Raw genomic sequence first — 16,404 nt, 5'->3', positions numbered from 1 at the left:
TATGATAAAATATTTAAAATATATGTTCATGGCAGCTATCATTATGATAGCTGCTACGGGATGTCAGGAAGATATTGAGGATACTTTTTCCAAGGAACCGGCAGCTCCTGAACTTGTGAATAATGGTACTATTCTGATGACCAAGAACACAATGTCAGAATCTATTACATGGGCATGGTCGGCTGCTCGTTTTATGAAAGGCGAAACCAGCTACACACTTTATGCGCAGTATGGTGATGCAACTCCAGTACAAGTAGGTTCTTCTACTAAAGGATTGTCTTTGACCTTGACAAAGAATGAATTCCAGACATTGTTAGGAGGTGTTCAAGGCATTCCGGAAAATGCATCTTTTGATTTGTCTTTCTATGTAGAGGCTACAGATGAGAATGGTGGATATAAATCAGCAGCACAATTGATGACTGTTTACTCGTATGGTGATGCTGTTTCTGCGGTGCTTACAGCAAATGCGGCTGATGTAATTCTTGACATCACAGCTCCTGCGGAAGAATTGCAGTTACTGACGTGGGAAGCTGCGCGTTTAGAGTATGGCGAGGCAATCACTTATAATGTTTATATCACCTATAATGGCGGTGAATTGACTGAAGTTGCAACAGGGTTAACCGAAACAGCTTGTTCTAAAACGGTGGATGAATGGAATGAATTGGTGGTAGCTTCAGGTGCGCCTGAAGCACAAGCCGCTGATGTGGAATTTATAGTAAAAGCTTATTCCGAAACTTATCCGGAAGGTATTCCTTCAGCTCCCTTGAGCATTAGTATTACTACTTATAAGGCTACTTATCCAGCATATCTGTTAATAAGTGGAACAGATAAGAAGCTCCCTCATAGTACAGTAACTAAGGGACTGTTTGACTGTTTTGTTAATTTGGAAAGTGGTGTCTCGTTTAAGTTTATTGACCAAGATACACAAACAGAATATGGTAGTGATGATGTTGAGACTACTACTGATGATAAGGGAAATGTTGTAACATCAGGTACTATTGGTAGTGGAGTTATAACAATCCCTGCTGGTTTATATCGTATCAGTGCGGATATCAAATTTGGTACTCTTCAGATTGTTAAAATTAATTCTATGGGAATGATAGGTGCTGCCACACCTAATGGATGGAATGCTGAACTGCCGATGGAATATGATGCAACCGCAAATACTTATTCTGTTGTTACAACATTGACTCAAGATGGAGAATATAAGTTCCGTGCGAATGACAATTGGGGATTTGCCATTGATAAGAATGGTGACTTCCGTGATGGCGGCGATAATATGGTATTTGAAAAGGAAACCGGTGAATATAATGTTGTACTTGACGTGAATAGCCATCCTTATACAGCGAAAATATTAAGTACCTCATTCCCGGAAAAACTGTATCTTCCTGGAGCTCAAAACTGGAATGTACCCTTTACGTTATATTTAGGGGGTAATGGTGAAGGTAAATTTGAAGGTGGCGTCAATATGACAAGCAATGAGTGGAAGTTCTCTCCGGTTACAGATTGGGGACAAGACTTTGCTGGTACGATCGAATTGAATGAGGCTGGTTATGGGAAGGGAGTATATGGTGGCTCTGGTAATATTAATACTCCGGCGGGCTATTATTATATCCAAGTGGATATGACTACCGGTACTTTTGAAATGCAGCGCATTGATAAGGTTGGCTTGATTGGTTCTTTCAATGATTGGAAAGATGATGCAGTCTTTGTATATGATGCAGAAAAGAATGTATGGACGTTGTCAGATGTGACTCTTACAACTACCGATGAGTTTAAAATTCGTTTTAATGCTGCCTGGGATATGAACCGTGGTTGTGAGGTGGCCCTTACTCCTGGTACTAAAATACCAGTCAATCAAGATGGAAATAACATGAAGGTGGCTGAAGATGGTAACTATACTATAACAGTAGATATGTCAACTAATCCTAATACAATTACGGTTGTAAAATAAAGAATTTATACTGAGAGATATGAATTGAATCGGCTGTCTGAACACTACAATTAGGAATGTCATTTTGTCGAATATGTTATTATTCAAGATAGAGCAAGATGAACGTCGTAATGGAGTGATTAGACAGCCGATTCTGTGTTTATGGGTGTATTTTATTAAAATGAATTTGCATGAAAATGAGATTTGTCCTTGTCTGTGGATTGATATTGTCGGTTGTAACAAGTAAAGCCCAGACAGCCTTTGAAGAAATAAGTGCTGATCCCAATAAAAGCGCCAGTGTATATTATGCCTATCCTGAAATAAGTGAACAATATACTCTTCCTCCTGAAGGATATACCCCTTTTTATATTTCTCATTATGGGCGGCATGGATCTCGCTATCTTATTTCTGATTCTGAATACCAAACAGTAATGGAAATATTGGATAAAGCAGATGCTGTAGGTTTTCTGACAGATAAAGGGAAGAGTGTTCGTAGTAGGCTTGAAGTGGTTTGGAGAGATGCAGAGGGGTTGGGAGGGCAGCTTACTCCTTTGGGATATCGACAGCATCGTAGTATTTCTGAACGTATGTTTTATAATTTTCCGGATGTATTTAAAGGTAAACGGAAAATAAGTGCTTGCTCCACTGTTGTAATTCGTTGCGCATTGAGTATGGCTACTTTTTGTGAGACCCTTAAGGGGTTGAATCCTGAGTTACAATTTACTTATGGTTCAGGTGAACGCTATATGCGCTATTTGAATTATTGGAATGAGAATGCTCGTGAGTTTACTTCGGATGAGTCTGATTGGAGGAAAGATTATCATGAGTTTTGTAGAGAGCATATTCATCCGGAAAGATTGATGAGACTTTTGTTTTCAAACCAAAATTATGTGCAACAGCATGTCAATCAGGAGCAGTTGATGATGGGATTATATTGGATTGCATCAGATATTCAGAATACGGAATTAGACTTGTCCTTTTATGATATTTTTGAAAAAGAAGAGTTGTTTGATATCTGGCAGGTAAATAATTATAAGCATTATGTTTGTAATGGAACTTGTCCTTGGGGAAAGGAGATTGTACAAAGAACTTTTATTCCTTTACTTGAAAATATATTGGATTCTGCAAATGAAGCCATACAAAATGATGAAATGGCTGCTACATTGAGATTTGGACATGATGGAAATGTTATGCCATTGACCGGTCTTCTTCATTTGGAAGGGTGTTATGGAGAAGAAACCAATTCTGAAAACTTCTATAGAGTATGGAGTGATTATAAAATTGTTCCTATGGCTGCTAATGTACAAATTATTTTTTATCGAAAAAGAGGTACGGATGAAATAATTGTCAAGTTTATGTTGAATGAAAAAGAAACAACCATTCCAATAAAGAGTGAAATAGCTCCATTTTATTTTTGGAAAGATGTTGAAAAATTCTATCGTGATTATATTGGTTACTTATATAGAGATATAAAAAAATAGATTATATATCGTAGGTCATGAAAATAAGAACTTTATTTGTTTTATTCAGTTTTTTATTGTGTCAATGGAGTGTTGCACAACAAACTGTTTCATCTGGAAAACTCGTGGAGTATCCTCTGTTCAAATCGGCCATTGTAGCTCCTCGTGATGTTTTTGTTTGGCTTCCTTCAGATTATTCTCCAGAAAACAGATACGATGTCATTTATATGCATGACGGACAAATGCTTTTTGATGCTGCTTCCACTTGGAATAAAGTAGAATGGGGAGTGGATGAGGTTTTGGGAGAACTGTTGGAAGAGAAAAAGATAAGGCCATGTATTGTGGTTGGTATTGCTAATATCGCTCAAAGCAGGTATGAAGATTATTTCCCACAAAAAGCTTTGAAATATCTGCCTAATGGAAACATACCTGAAAACATTCACTTTAATGCGGACAATTATCTCCGTTTTTTAGTAGAGGAAGTCAAACCCTTTATTGATAAGGAGTATTCAACTAATAAGGGAGTAGAGCATACGTTTGTAATGGGTTCCAGTATGGGTGGGTTGATTTCTCTGTATGCAATATGTGAATATCCTGAGATTTTTGGTGGAGCAGCTTGCTTGTCTACCCATCTCACCATGATTATCAGTAGTACACAGCCTACTAAGGAGCAGACTGATTTGTGGTTTTCTGCTTTTGAAAGTTATCTTGCCGATCATTTGCCGAAAGCTAATAGCAGACTGATTTATATGGATAGGGGAGACGCGACATTGGATGCTTTTTATCCTCCTTATCAAGACAAATTGGATAAGCTGATGAAAGAAAAAGGATGGACCAAGCCTATGTGGATATCCAAGGTCTTTCCGGGAGCTGCGCATATAGAAACGGATTGGATGAAGCGTTTGGAATATCCGGTGAAATTTTTGATAGGAACTGAGAGATGATGATGAAAGGAATGTATTGTTTTTGATTTATAAGTATGATTCGTAAAGTTTTTAATTGTATTTTGTTTTGCCTGTTGTTTCTTTTGTTGCCATTGAGTGCGCAGGATAAAATTCAGGAGGTTGCCCTCGCCTATTTGCATGATGAGGCGATGTCGCCTGATGACTATCTGGTAGCCAAATTCCGGAAGGCAGATATTGTGTTATTAGCAGAAGACCATGGGGTGAAAGAAAATCTGGACTTTGTTTGTAATTTGATACCTAAGTTATACGAGAATAATATTGTACTGGGTATGGAGTTTGGGGCATACGAAGATCAGCGACGGTTGGATTCTCTAATCAATGCTCCGAAGTATGATGAGCAAGTGGCTCGCGAACTGATGTTCAATTATAATACCCGATGGGCGATTACTGAATATATGGAAATTTATAGGGCTGCATGGAAATGGAACCGTTCACTGCCCAAAGATGCAAGGAAATTCCGGATATTGAATATCAGTTATCATTATAACTGGCAGAAATTCTCCGGAGTTAGAACTCCGGAAAATATGCATGAGGTATTTCCATTGGGAAATACAGAAGACTTTCGGTGTGGATTGCTGGAACGGGAAGTTCTGGCGTCAGGACAGAAGATATTAGTATTGACCGGAACTCCCCATGCTTTTACTTTTTATCATTTTCCCTACTATGATTATACGTCTCCGGGTTATGTACGTTACGAACAGAATTTTCTTGGAAATTTGTTGTACTCTAAATATGGATCGAAAGTAGTTGCAATAGCTTTGCATCAACCTTTCCCGAACCGTTTAAACCGTCAGCCGGCATTACTTTCTCCTGCTTTAGGTAGATTGGAGGCCATAATGGGGAGGATGGACAATAAACCTATAGGGTTTGATTTAAAAGGTACACCTTTAGGTAAGTTGGATGATGATAGCTATTACTCAATGGGATATAATGATTTTACGTTGGCAGACTTATTTGACGGATATATATTCCTTAAGCCGATTAGTGGATTGTCCTCTTGTAGTATAGACTATAAGTTTATGGATGATACTAATTGGAATGAGGCTGTCAGCAATAATCCGGATCCGGATTGGCATCCTCGTCCCCAAACCAGGGAACAATATTGGGAGATGATAAAAGATTTCGTGGATATCAGAAGACGGTATACAGATGTTCAATAGATGTGTTTGGGAACTATGCAAACGTTTTCGTCCTTTAACTCCACTTTTTCATTATAGTCTGTCTATCAGCTATTTTATCTTCCTTATCTTTGAATCATAATAATTTGAAAATCTAATGATATGAAGACAATAAAGCTTCTTTCTTTTTTTTTATTTTGTGTGTTATCATTCTGCTTGGTAGCTTGCAGTGATGATAATGGTACTACACCAACGCCGGAACCGGAGCCGGAGCCAACGCCGTCAGAATGGACTGTGATAACTGCAACTCCTACAGATTGGGATGGGGAGAAACGTGCGGACATCTCTTATCAGTTACTGGTCTACTCCTTTTCCGATGGCGATGGTGACGGTTATGGCGATATTAATGGCTTAATTTCTAAACTGGATTATATAGATGCTTTGGGTGTGAAGGCTATTTGGCTTTCTCCTATTCATCCATCTCCTTCGTATCATGGCTATGATGTGACAGATTATACGAGGGTGAATCAGAAGTTCGGCACGGAAAGTGATTTTGACCGATTGGTTGCCGAGGCTCATAATCGGGGCATTAAAATTTATCTGGATTATGTCTTGAACCATACGAGTGTGGAGCATCCGTGGTTTTTGGCTGCAAAATCTTCTACTGACAGTGAATATCGCAATTACTACATATTCTCTCAAGACCCGGAAGCTGACATCAAGGCGGGAAAAATTGATATGATTTCCAGTGAAGGGGGAAACGGATATAATTCGGGAGAATGGTATTCTACGACAGCTTCAACAGATGTCGTAAGCGGATGTTATAAATTTGTACTCGATTGGTCGAATGCTTCAAAACCTACGGTGACGGTGAGCGTTGCAGAAAAGGCGGATACGGATAATACAGACCAGACAACTACTGGTGCCAAGTATCTTTATTATGGTGACCCTGCTGTTTGTAAGAAATTTTATGATAAGGGAAATGGTATTTATGAATTGACAGTGGACTTCTCTTCACCTTGGGGATTCTTGATTCGTACCAGCAATACAGATTGGGGCAACCATAAATATGGTGCTGCCTCTACCAGTACTCGTCTGAAATATGGCGAACCTTTTGCTTTAAAGCAAGGTGAGGATGCAGAAGATATTATGTTTGAGTCTATGAACCTATGGTATTATCACTCTCATTTCTATACAGCCTCCTTTGCCGACCTTAATTACGGTAAATTGTCTGATTTGAAAAGTTCTCCGGCATTCAAGGCTGTGGTCGCAGCAGCTAAGGGATGGATAGACCGTGGAGTAGATGGATTCCGTCTTGATGCAGTGAAACATATCTATCATAATGCTGGAGGTTCAGAAAATCCGACTTTCTTGAGAACTTTCTATGATGAACTGAATGCTTATTATAAACAGAAGGGTAAGACGGAAGACCTTTACATCGTGGGTGAAGTTCTTTCGGGTGCTAGTGAAGTAGCCCCTTATTATCAAGGGCTTCCCGCACTGTTTGAGTTTGACTTTTGGTATCGTTTGGAGTGGGCCATTAATAACAGTACGGGTTGTTACTTTGTAAAAGATATCATGAGCTATCAACAGCTTTATGCTGCTAACCGGACAGATTACATAGAAGCTACCAAACTTTCGAACCATGATGAAGATCGTACTGCTTCCAAACTGGGTAAATCCATTGATAAGGAGAAACTGGCGGCAGCTGTCTTACTGACCGGTCCGGGCGAACCTTATATCTATTATGGTGAAGAACTGGGACTCTATGGAATGAAGGACAATGGTGACGAGTATGTGCGCGGTCCGATGTTGTGGGGAGATAATACGGTGACTGCCTATACGGATAAGATAGACAAGGGGGTAGCTTCCAGCATAAAGTCTGTGGTGGAACAGCAGAATGATGAAAGTTCTCTGTTGAATGTTTATATTCGGTTTGCCAAACTACGTAATACTTATCCTTCATTGGCTGAAGGAAAGATGTCAAAACATGGCATTTACAATGAAAATAATACCACTGCCGGTAAGACTATTGCTGCTTGGTATATGACGAAGGATACAGAGAAAATGTTGGTAATACATAACTTTGGTGTCTCTGCCACTGAAATTACACTGACGGATAAGATAGAGAAAGCCGTCGGAGTAAATGGGGATATTCAGCAGAAGAAGGACGGTGATGACATTATGGTAAAAATGGGCGCATATAGCACTGTCGTATTTAAAATATCCCAATAAAGCCGTTTTTATTCATACATCTTTATCAGCACCCGATTCAGCCAGTTCCAACGGAAACGGAACCAGCGTCGGGTGCTGCTTTGTTTTCCTCCAAAGCGGAGAACGAACTCACGGTAGCCATGTTTACGGAAGGGAAGTCCCACATCCATGAACTCTAAGTGGCGGTATCCGCGTTGTTTGGCATCATCCAGTGCTTTCCATACAGCAAGAATACCCGGATATTGCAGGGCATAAGTCTTGCGCATGCCACCGGAGAACCACAGGTAGGCGCTATCATCTGAATAAATGCATGCACTGCCACCGATAATCTTCTCTTTATAAGTGACGATGAAGATTTTGCTTTGTTGCCCTTTTGTCAATTGGTTTTCGAGATGCTGAAAGAACTTGATGCTGGGGAAGTGGCGCCGTATCTTGGAAGAATATACGTGGCGCAACATCTGGGCAAAACAGAGAATCTCCTCTTTGGTACGTGCTTCCCGCACTTGGGCACCGTTTTTGAGGCCTTTCTTTATTTGCCGGATACGTGACGGGCTGAAACGCTCTTCCACCTTTTCGACGCTGTGCAGTGAGTTGCGCACCCGTAGCCAATTGATGGCGATGTATTGGTTGGCCCGGAAAGATTTGTATCCGAACATGGCATTTTCCAGGTTGCGGAACTCGATGAGAAAAGAATCGCGCAATGCTTCATTGGTAAGCCTTTGCAACATGTCACTGAAGATAGCCTCTTTGTCTGCCTCGTTGTCGAAATATTCTCCCATACCGTACACCTCACATCTTTTGATGATGCCGGGGGGAAACATGCGGATACTTTTACGTATGGCGGCAAGCAGTTTCGCAACGGGCTTGTCATCTTCAGATGCCACAATGAGTATGGGGGTATACCCCGGAGTTTCCTCGTAGATTCGGAACAACTCCGTGGAATGGAAGGTGTTGGTCCCCGGTAGGTCAGGAACCTTGCTCCCACGGTAATATGTAGTGAGTTTGAGGGGCATTGCTTGCAAACTTAACAAAAAAACTGAAATTTCGGTTGGCATGGGTAGGCTTTTTTATTAAATTTGTCACTATAGCTGAAGTCTTACATAAAAAGAATGGATATGATTTTTAAGAAAAAGAAAACGGTTCTCGAAGAACAGCCGCTGTGCTACTGGGAAGAGTCCTCTTATATGATGGCAGTGCCTAAGGAGGGTGGAATGGATTTGTCGGTACGGCTTTTTGAGCGCGTGGCTGCTATCTCTGGAGTGGAATTGTTGAAAAAACGTTTGCCTGATGAAGACGAACCGGGATATATGGAAGTAGGATATGATGGCGAAGTGTATGAAATAGGCTTCTATGAAGGTGATTTTTCAATGCCTGATATGTTTAATCGTCGGGATTATTATTTCACTGACGAAGAACTATATGCTATTGGCAGAGCCGATAGGGCACTTACGGTGTTCATGAAGTTCGGCGTTGACGGGCAGAAGTCCTACCATCTGCAACTGAAGATTGCTGTAGCTATGGTGCCCGACCTGCTTGCCATTGTGGACGAAAGTGCCGAGAAACTGGTTTGTGCTCGGTGGGCCACTCTAGCTGCCGACTCGGCGGTAGTTCCCGGAACGAGTGTTTTGTTTACGGTACATGCTGTGACTGATGAAGGAGGCGAGGTGTGGTTGCATACGCACGGATTGAACCGTTGCGGTTTGTATGAACTTGAGATTCTGAAATCAGACAAGGAGAATTACAACAACCATTATTACTTGATTTCCACCCTTGCCAGTCATCTGCTCGATAAAGACGATAGGACTCCCGAACCAGGTGCTGGCGTATATATCGGAATGTTGAATGACCGTTTGCCGATAGTGGCCACCTACGTTTCGTGGACAAAGGCGCTGGATGAGTACCGAAGCCTCGCTCTTGGCAGTGCGGACGACCGTGAGGAAGGACACAACGGCCGCACGGCACCCGTGTTCATCTATACGAGTGAGGACGACGAGAAAAAGGGCAGACTGCGGAAGGTGTCCGAATACGATAGCATGTGGGGTGAGAATCCACTATTCTTTATTAGTACCCGTGGGACCAATCGCATGAGTGCGTTGGCTCGCGAGCGTTTCGGTCTTGTGAAATACATGGCAAAGAAGGACGAAAGCTCTATCTTGCTTAAAATTGGCTTGAAGACAGACAGTGCCGAGCAGGCTGACGACCGCGAACATATTTGGTTTAAGCTGTTGGAGTTTGATGGAGAGCGCTTCAAGGGACAGCTTATACAAGAACCTTACGACGTCAGCCACATGCACGAGGGTGATGAAGCGTGGTTTACGGTAGAGGATGTGACCGACTGGATAATCTATTTAGAGGAATTTTCGGTTGCTCCGGATACCGCCTATCTGCTTGTCTGATACAAAAGGAAGCGGGGAGAAGATTGTAAGGGCTTTTATTCGCCATTCCCGGATATTTTATCTAAATTTGCCTTCGCTAAACACGAATATGTTATGGAAAGTTTCAGTGAATTGATAAAAGCCCGCCGCAGCATGCGGAAGTTTACAGAAGAAGAATTGACACAAGAACAAGTCGTTACTTTGATGAAAGCTGCTTTGATGGCACCCACGTCGAAGCGTAGCAATGCATGGCAGTTTATAGTGGTAGACGAGAAGGATAAATTGAAGGAATTGTCCTATTGCAAGGAGCAGGCATCGCAGTTTATTGCCGATGCGGCATTGGCAGTAGTGGTTGTTGCCGACCCGTTGGCAAGCGATGTGTGGATAGAGGATGCCTCCATTGCCTCCATTTACCTGCAACTTCAGGCCGAAGATATGGGACTGGGAAGCTGCTGGGTGCAGGTGCGCGAACGTTTTACGGCTTCCGGTATGCCTTCAGGCGAGTATGTGCACGAGGTGCTGGATATTCCTTTGCAGCTGCAGGTGCTCAGTGTTATTGCTATCGGTCATAAGGGGATGGAGCGTAAGCCTTTCAATGAAGACAATCTGCAGTGGGAAAAGATACATATCAATAAATACGGAGGAAAGTAACAGTGAGTGCAGCAAAAGCAAACAATAACCGTGATACGTATAAGGCCACTGCCATCACACTGATTGTATTCGGTATTCTTTATTTGGTAGACAAATTGGTGCATTTCTCTGCAATCGGCTTGCCGTGGGTGATGAATAAGGATAATTTTCTGCTGTATACCGCAGTGATTTTTTTGCTGTTCAAGCATGACAAGTCGGTGGGATTGGTATTGATAGGCTTATGGCTGATATTGAACTTCGGATTGATAACGGCTTTGCTCGGTACGATGTCGGCTTATCTGTTGCCACTGGCATTGCTGGTATTAGGGGCTATTCTGTATTGGTTGGCAACAAGATAAGTGTATGGCGGGAAGAAGTATAGAAGATACGTCTATTGCCTTTATCGGTGCCGGAAATCTGGCTACTAATCTGGCAAAGGCTCTTTATCGGAAAGGGTTCCGTATTGTGCAGGTCTACAGCCGTACAAAAGAATCGGCGCAGGACTTGGCACAGATGGTGGAGGCGGTATATACCACGGATCTGCAGGCGGTTACGAAGGAGGCGCAGCTTTATATCGTTTCGCTGAAGGACGCGGCTTTTGTGGAATTATTACCCCAGATTGTTTCTGGAAAGGAGAATGCTTTATGGGTGCATACAGCCGGCAGTATTCCTATGAATATTTGGCAGGGGCATGTTGCGCGTCATGGAGTGCTTTATCCGATGCAGACTTTCAGTAAGCAGCGTGAAGTGGATTTTGGACAGATACCGTTTTTTGTGGAAGGCAACTCGGAAGAGGATGTGCGGCTTCTGAAGGATATTGCCTCAGCCCTATCGGAAAAAGTGTATGAAGCAAGTTCTGAGCAGCGCAAAAGTTTGCATCTGGCGGCTGTGTTTACGTGCAATTTTACCAATCACATGTATGTGTTGGCTGCTGAACTGCTGAAAAAGTACGGGTTGCCGTTCGAGGCAATGCTCCCCTTGATAGACGAGACGGCCCGTAAGGTGCATGAGCTGGAACCGCTTGCCGCACAGACAGGACCGGCTGTGCGCTATGATGAGAATGTCATTGACGAGCATCTGCGGATGCTTGCCGATGAGCCGCAAATGCTGGAACTATATCGGGAGATTAGCGAGAATATACATCGGTTGGCAATAAGATAACCGGACGCCGATGCTTGCCTCTTTTGAACGAATGTTTTGCTGTATATAGGTATATTATAATGAACAAGAAAAAAGTGCAATGAGTACCATAAACTATGATTTGAAAAAGATAAAAGCCCTTGTTTTTGATGTGGACGGTGTGCTGAGTGCCAATGTTATCCCTATGAGTTCAGAGGGTGAACCTCTGCGTACGGTCAACATAAAGGATGGTTATTCCCTGCATTTAGCTGCTAAGCAAGGGGTGTTGCTGGGTATAATTACGGGTGGACGTACAGAAGCGGTCCGCAAGCGTTTTACTTCTTTAGGTTTTGAGGATGGAAATATCTATATGGGTTCTTCTGTTAAAATCCATGATTACCATGACTTCCGTGACCGTCATGGCTTGAAGGACGAGGAAATATTGTATGTAGGTGATGATATTCCCGACTTGGAGGTGATGCGTGAGTGTGGTTTGCCGTGTTGTCCTAAGGATGCTGTGCCTGAGGTAAAGGCTGTGGCTCGCTATATTTCGTATGCAGAAGGCGGTTATGGCTGTGGTCGCGACATTGTGGAACAGGTATTGAAAGTGCAAGGGCTTTGGATGGCAGATGAAAAAGCTTTCGGTTGGTAGTTGTTTCAATCGTTAAATTGTAAATCGTCAAATCGTAAATGATATGATGTTAGATAATCTGAAGAAATATAAGGTGATTCTCGCCTCCAATTCTCCGCGAAGGAAAGAATTGCTGGCTGGTTTGGGAGTGGAATATGAAGTAAGAACTTTGCCCGATGTGGATGAATCTTATCCCGAGACATTGCGGGGAGCGGATATTCCTCTCTACATATCCAGGGAAAAGGCAGATGCCTACCGTGATATGATGCATCCGGACGAATTGATGATTACGGCAGATACCATTGTCTGGCTGGATGGACAAGTTCTCGGAAAGCCCAAGAATAGGGAAGAAGCCATGCAGATGTTGCGCGACATGTCCGGACGTACCCATGAAGTGTTTACCGGTGTGTGCATCACTACTACTGAGTGGCAACGCAGTTTTGCAGCGGCAACAGAAGTGCGTTTTGCTAAACTGAGCGAAGAGGAAATTGCCTATTATGTGGACAAATACCAACCCATGGATAAAGCCGGAGCTTATGGTGTACAAGAGTGGATTGGATTCATTGGGGTGGAAAACATATCCGGGAGTTACTATAATATAATGGGGCTCCCCGTACAGAGACTGTACAGGGAGTTGTTGGAGATCTAAACCAGATCCATCATTAGAGGGATATCTTTTTCACTGATTCCTTGTCTGACAAGTGTTTCTTTGTCTTTACCGAACATTTCTCTAAAAATCTCCTGCCCGCCATATTCCAAAGCTGCTTTACTGTAAAGTTCTGCAGCTTTTTCTATTTTGCCCGTTCTCCAAGCAACATGTCCGGCATTGAGATAGTCTGCCGCGAGTGGTTTGGAGGTGAGTATCTTTTCGTAATACTTCATTGCTTGCTCATACTTGCCGTTGACAAACGAACACCAGCCTATAGCACGCCATGCTTTGATACAATTGCTTTCGATGAAATCAAGCTTGAAGAAATATTGCAGAGCCTCTTCATATCTTTCCAGTTCGGCAAGGCAGCTTCCGGCGTAGAAAAGGACATTATGGCTTTCCGGCTGGATTGCCTCCACTTTCTTATAGTATTCCAGTGCAGAGGCAAAGTCCCTTATCTGCCGGTAGCACGTAGCGAGATGGCGGATTGTCCAGACATGGTCGGGCTTTAGTACATCGGCTTTCAGGTAGGCGTCTATCGCTTCCTTATACCTCTTTTCCTTTTGCAGGCAATAGCCAGCCTTTTGGAAAATGTCTGCATTTGCATGGTTCAAGGCTATCAATTCCTTATAAAGCTCCAATGCTTCTGCCGGGTGTTCTTTGCGGAAGTGGAAGTCGGCGATGGTAATCAGCAGCTCGGGTTTGCACAGAATCTCTTTGAGTGCCGGGATACGGTGCAGGGCAATCTCTTCCTTGAAGATGTCACGGAACTCGTGTCTGCGCTGGCTTAATTTGAAGAAACGGTATAAGTCGTGGACATACTGGTTGCTGATGACATCCGGTCGTTCGGCATACTGCCGCAAAGCGGAGGATTTGCTTTCGTCCATGAGTGCATCCAGATCCTGAGAAGTCATCTGGCTGAGCATCATCGTACGCTGTGACTGTGGTATATGTGCCATTGTAAAGCAAAGGGAATATTTGTCACTATTGCAGAAGAAACCGGATTGGAGGATAAGGGAGAGGATGGCATTGTCTCCGGTAGGCTTGAATCCGAATTCCTTGATGATGCTGGAGTGATGCATGTCGAACGGATAGAACCAGTTGTACGGTTCCTTAAAGAACGGATAAGTCTTGAGTTGTGCAAACGTACTCATATAGACGTCAGCGCCTTCCAGCTGTAATTCGTTCATCTCTCGTATCTTGTCTCCCAGTCCGGAACTTTCAAAAGCTTTCTCCCAATCTGGATTAAGATCGTTTTCCTCAGGGTTCTCTTCAAAACCGAATTTCATGTTGCGCATGATGTTCACATTCCTCATCATTTCCGGAATGATTTCTTCACGCATCTTCTTGTCTATCTTTTCCGTTTCCTGGCTACGGAGCAGCTCGATATAAATACGGTTCAGTTGCTTGCCGAAACTGCTGTCTTCATTGAGCAGGGAAAGGCGGGCTGTCAATTCGGGATAAAGCGACAGACGGGTGGGATGAAAAAGAAGTGCGAAAGCGATACCTACCAAAGCCCGTTGGTTTACTTGCGTATTTGCATGCGTTACGGCGTCCAGCAACCATGAGAATTTACGGGTATCAAAGCACTCCATCAGACTGAGCATGACGGCACTGGTGAACAGGCACAAATCATTGACGGGAAGCATTTCTGATTCCAGTAATCCTTTAGCTTGCTGTTCGTCTTCTGTAGACCAGTCGCTGTTGCTCCATGTGGAAAGAAAAAGGACCTGGGCGGTTTGTTCGTGCCGTTGAAGTAGGGCGTCCAGACCTTGGTTGTCCGGCATCAGCTGACAAACGGCCAAGTCATCAGGGAAAGATTCCAATACCTTCTGTAGTGCGGCAATATTGTATTCTTTGGGGAGGCGTTCCCGGTTATTGCGCAGGGAATGGTAATAGTGCGTGGAAACTCCGTCAAGGAGAGACAGACGTGCCTGGTCAGCGACTTCCCAAGTTTCGGTCAGAATTTGACGATATAGTTTCTGACGTTCAGGATCGTCGATTCCTTGGCGCATGTATTGCAGCATATACTGATAGGATGTTTGTGCTTGTTCCAAACGGTTACGGAGTGGCCAGTCACCGCTGTTCCAAAGAAAGGCTTCCAGTTGGGATTGCGCTTCCTTCAGCCGTTGCTGCTTGAGTAGAGCGACAATATGCTGATATTGCTCTTGTATGGCTTGTTCGTTCATAAATCAGTATCTTTTGAGGTATGTATTCTACAAAACTACAAAAAGAATGCCAAAAAGTTCGGAATTTCTCATTTTTCATTTTTAGAAACGAACTTGCAACTGGGCTTGAAGCAGGTTTGAATTCTCTCCTTTATGGCGGTTACAGTATGTGTATTGGGCTTGCAGACGGCATTTGGGATAGAACCAATACTGTACACCTGCTACATAATTGGTCTGTTTATCGGAAATAGTTTTATTTTTGTTGAAATAGTCATAAGAGGCTATTACGTCAAATTTGGGAAGCACATGGGCAGATACGGTTGCATAGTAACCATCACTTTTAACGTGTCCGTCTTTTCCAGCCAAGTATTCTGTACGTACATCTACGGATTTTGTTTTGATGGTAGCACCTGCCGACCAGCGGTTTCGGGCGTAATTCTCTCCTATGGCTATATCCGGATTAATGGAAGAAACGGCTACGGCGCATCCTTTTCCTTTAACAAAAGAACCGCCGACGGACAACCATTTCAATGGATGTACCATAAGGCTGCCTACAATGTCTTTTTGATTGTTTTTGTCTTTTAGGTTGATGCCTTGTCCGTTCATGATGGCAAGGTTATAAGTCATCAAAGAGTTAAACAAGTCTCCATAAATTAGTAATCCCATATCACGACCGCTTGCAGAGCCATACAAGGGATCACTGCCATTGATACCGGCCAGGTAATTGACAGCTTGAGAATAACAGTTTATTAATTCGACAAAGCAGGGAGACATTGGGTTCTCAATGGTATACATGGTTTTGAACTGTCCGATACGTGCTGTGAGTTGAGGGAGAAAACGGTATTCCGTGTAGGCTTCCAAGATTTTCCCGGTATTGGCAAAGCTGTACATGAAGTAAGCCGACCATTTATCGGTGATTTTACCGCGTGCCATAAAGATAACTCTCTTTATATCAAAAGTATTGCTGGTACCTTCGCCCGCATCATCGTATGTATATCCCACTTGGGCATAGCCGGAGAGGGAAATGCGGTCTTTTAAAGTGTTGACTACATCATTCAGACAAGCATTTTGTGCTTTCAGGATGCATGTGGCTGATAAAAGGATGCAGGATAGTAGAATTCGTCTCATTATTAGGGATAAGG

The 16,404-nt window shown here is 43.0% G+C and carries 14 protein-coding genes; 11 read left to right on the top strand and 3 right to left on the bottom strand.

The features are described 5' to 3' along the window. Position 1 precedes the first annotated feature (1 nt). The 5 genes from HUX74_RS03575 to HUX74_RS03555 all read left to right on the top strand — a co-directional run bounded on the left by HUX74_RS03575 (position 2) and on the right by HUX74_RS03555 (position 7,711). A complete protein-coding gene (locus HUX74_RS03575) occupies positions 2-1,954 on the top strand; it encodes a SusF/SusE family outer membrane protein (RefSeq protein WP_174646221.1) in 1,953 nt (650 codons plus the stop codon). A 170-nt stretch (positions 1,955-2,124) separates the two neighbouring features. Continuing rightward, positions 2,125-3,414, top strand: coding sequence for a histidine-type phosphatase (locus HUX74_RS03570; protein ID WP_117601178.1), 1,290 nt, complete (start codon positions 2,125-2,127; stop codon positions 3,412-3,414). A 17-nt stretch (positions 3,415-3,431) separates the two neighbouring features. After that, complete coding sequence (locus tag HUX74_RS03565; protein WP_117601179.1) at positions 3,432-4,337, top strand: alpha/beta hydrolase; 906 nt, start codon at positions 3,432-3,434, stop codon at positions 4,335-4,337. Positions 4,338-4,372: 35 nt separating this feature from the next. After that, positions 4,373-5,518, top strand: a complete 1,146-nt coding sequence (locus HUX74_RS03560; RefSeq protein WP_165853593.1) for a ChaN family lipoprotein — start codon at positions 4,373-4,375, stop codon at positions 5,516-5,518. Positions 5,519-5,638: 120 nt separating this feature from the next. Further along, complete coding sequence (locus HUX74_RS03555; protein ID WP_117601180.1) at positions 5,639-7,711, top strand: alpha-amylase family glycosyl hydrolase; 2,073 nt, start codon at positions 5,639-5,641, stop codon at positions 7,709-7,711. Positions 7,712-7,719: 8 nt separating this feature from the next. Here the strand turns inward: HUX74_RS03555 and HUX74_RS03550 are convergent, their stop codons facing one another. Continuing rightward, on the bottom strand, positions 7,720-8,703 hold the full coding sequence (locus tag HUX74_RS03550) for a GNAT family N-acetyltransferase (RefSeq protein WP_117966283.1): 984 nt from the start codon (positions 8,701-8,703) through the stop codon (positions 7,720-7,722). A gap of 102 nt (positions 8,704-8,805) precedes the next feature. On the opposite strand from HUX74_RS03550, the gene HUX74_RS03545 reads away from it, so the two are divergent. The 6 genes from HUX74_RS03545 (at position 8,806) to HUX74_RS03520 (ending at position 13,094) form a co-directional block, all read left to right on the top strand. After that, positions 8,806-10,086, top strand: coding sequence for a DUF4026 domain-containing protein (locus HUX74_RS03545; protein WP_174646220.1), 1,281 nt, complete (start codon positions 8,806-8,808; stop codon positions 10,084-10,086). A 93-nt stretch (positions 10,087-10,179) separates the two neighbouring features. Further along, on the top strand, positions 10,180-10,716 hold the full coding sequence (locus HUX74_RS03540; RefSeq protein ID WP_005826354.1) for a nitroreductase family protein: 537 nt from the start codon (positions 10,180-10,182) through the stop codon (positions 10,714-10,716). 2 nt (positions 10,717-10,718) lie between these two features. After that, on the top strand, positions 10,719-11,054 hold the full coding sequence (locus tag HUX74_RS03535; protein ID WP_022401668.1) for a hypothetical protein: 336 nt from the start codon (positions 10,719-10,721) through the stop codon (positions 11,052-11,054). Positions 11,055-11,058: 4 nt separating this feature from the next. Beyond that, positions 11,059-11,856 (top strand): Rossmann-like and DUF2520 domain-containing protein, encoded by a 798-nt coding sequence (locus HUX74_RS03530; RefSeq protein ID WP_174646219.1) that lies wholly within the window; start codon positions 11,059-11,061, stop codon positions 11,854-11,856. A 79-nt stretch (positions 11,857-11,935) separates the two neighbouring features. Next, entirely contained in the window at positions 11,936-12,466 is a 531-nt protein-coding gene (locus HUX74_RS03525) for an HAD family hydrolase (protein WP_005826358.1), read from the top strand. A gap of 46 nt (positions 12,467-12,512) precedes the next feature. After that, on the top strand, positions 12,513-13,094 hold the full coding sequence (locus HUX74_RS03520; protein WP_005835770.1) for a Maf-like protein: 582 nt from the start codon (positions 12,513-12,515) through the stop codon (positions 13,092-13,094). On the opposite strand, the gene HUX74_RS03515 is transcribed toward HUX74_RS03520, so the two are convergent. Then, complete coding sequence (locus HUX74_RS03515) at positions 13,091-15,283, bottom strand: tetratricopeptide repeat protein (RefSeq protein WP_138344754.1); 2,193 nt, start codon at positions 15,281-15,283, stop codon at positions 13,091-13,093. The genes HUX74_RS03520 and HUX74_RS03515 overlap by 4 nt on opposite strands. 81 nt (positions 15,284-15,364) lie before the next feature. Continuing rightward, on the bottom strand, positions 15,365-16,390 hold the full coding sequence (locus HUX74_RS03510; protein ID WP_022401664.1) for a porin: 1,026 nt from the start codon (positions 16,388-16,390) through the stop codon (positions 15,365-15,367). Between the last annotated feature and the right edge of the window lie 14 nt (positions 16,391-16,404).

Origin of the sequence: Bacteroides sp. Marseille-P8574 (genome assembly GCF_902825465.1) — a bacterium.
In the GTDB taxonomy this organism is placed as follows: domain Bacteria; phylum Bacteroidota; class Bacteroidia; order Bacteroidales; family Bacteroidaceae; genus Bacteroides; species Bacteroides uniformis.
The sequence above is the reverse complement of the archived record's forward strand: the minus strand, read 5'-3'. Positions and strand labels throughout refer to the sequence as shown.

Coding starts and splice junctions, on each gene's coding strand:
- HUX74_RS03515 (WP_138344754.1), bottom strand. CDS start 15,283: ATGAACGAACAAGCCATACAAGAGCAATATCAGCATATTGTCGCTCTA.
- HUX74_RS03540 (WP_005826354.1), top strand. CDS start 10,180: ATGGAAAGTTTCAGTGAATTGATAAAAGCCCGCCGCAGCATGCGGAAG.
- HUX74_RS03570 (WP_117601178.1), top strand. CDS start 2,125: ATGAAAATGAGATTTGTCCTTGTCTGTGGATTGATATTGTCGGTTGTA.
- HUX74_RS03565 (WP_117601179.1), top strand. CDS start 3,432: ATGAAAATAAGAACTTTATTTGTTTTATTCAGTTTTTTATTGTGTCAA.
- HUX74_RS03555 (WP_117601180.1), top strand. CDS start 5,639: ATGAAGACAATAAAGCTTCTTTCTTTTTTTTTATTTTGTGTGTTATCA.
- HUX74_RS03525 (WP_005826358.1), top strand. CDS start 11,936: ATGAGTACCATAAACTATGATTTGAAAAAGATAAAAGCCCTTGTTTTT.
- HUX74_RS03510 (WP_022401664.1), bottom strand. CDS start 16,390: ATGAGACGAATTCTACTATCCTGCATCCTTTTATCAGCCACATGCATC.
- HUX74_RS03520 (WP_005835770.1), top strand. CDS start 12,513: ATGTTAGATAATCTGAAGAAATATAAGGTGATTCTCGCCTCCAATTCT.
- HUX74_RS03545 (WP_174646220.1), top strand. CDS start 8,806: ATGATTTTTAAGAAAAAGAAAACGGTTCTCGAAGAACAGCCGCTGTGC.
- HUX74_RS03530 (WP_174646219.1), top strand. CDS start 11,059: ATGGCGGGAAGAAGTATAGAAGATACGTCTATTGCCTTTATCGGTGCC.
- HUX74_RS03575 (WP_174646221.1), top strand. CDS start 2: ATGATAAAATATTTAAAATATATGTTCATGGCAGCTATCATTATGATA.
- HUX74_RS03560 (WP_165853593.1), top strand. CDS start 4,373: ATGATTCGTAAAGTTTTTAATTGTATTTTGTTTTGCCTGTTGTTTCTT.
- HUX74_RS03550 (WP_117966283.1), bottom strand. CDS start 8,703: ATGCCCCTCAAACTCACTACATATTACCGTGGGAGCAAGGTTCCTGAC.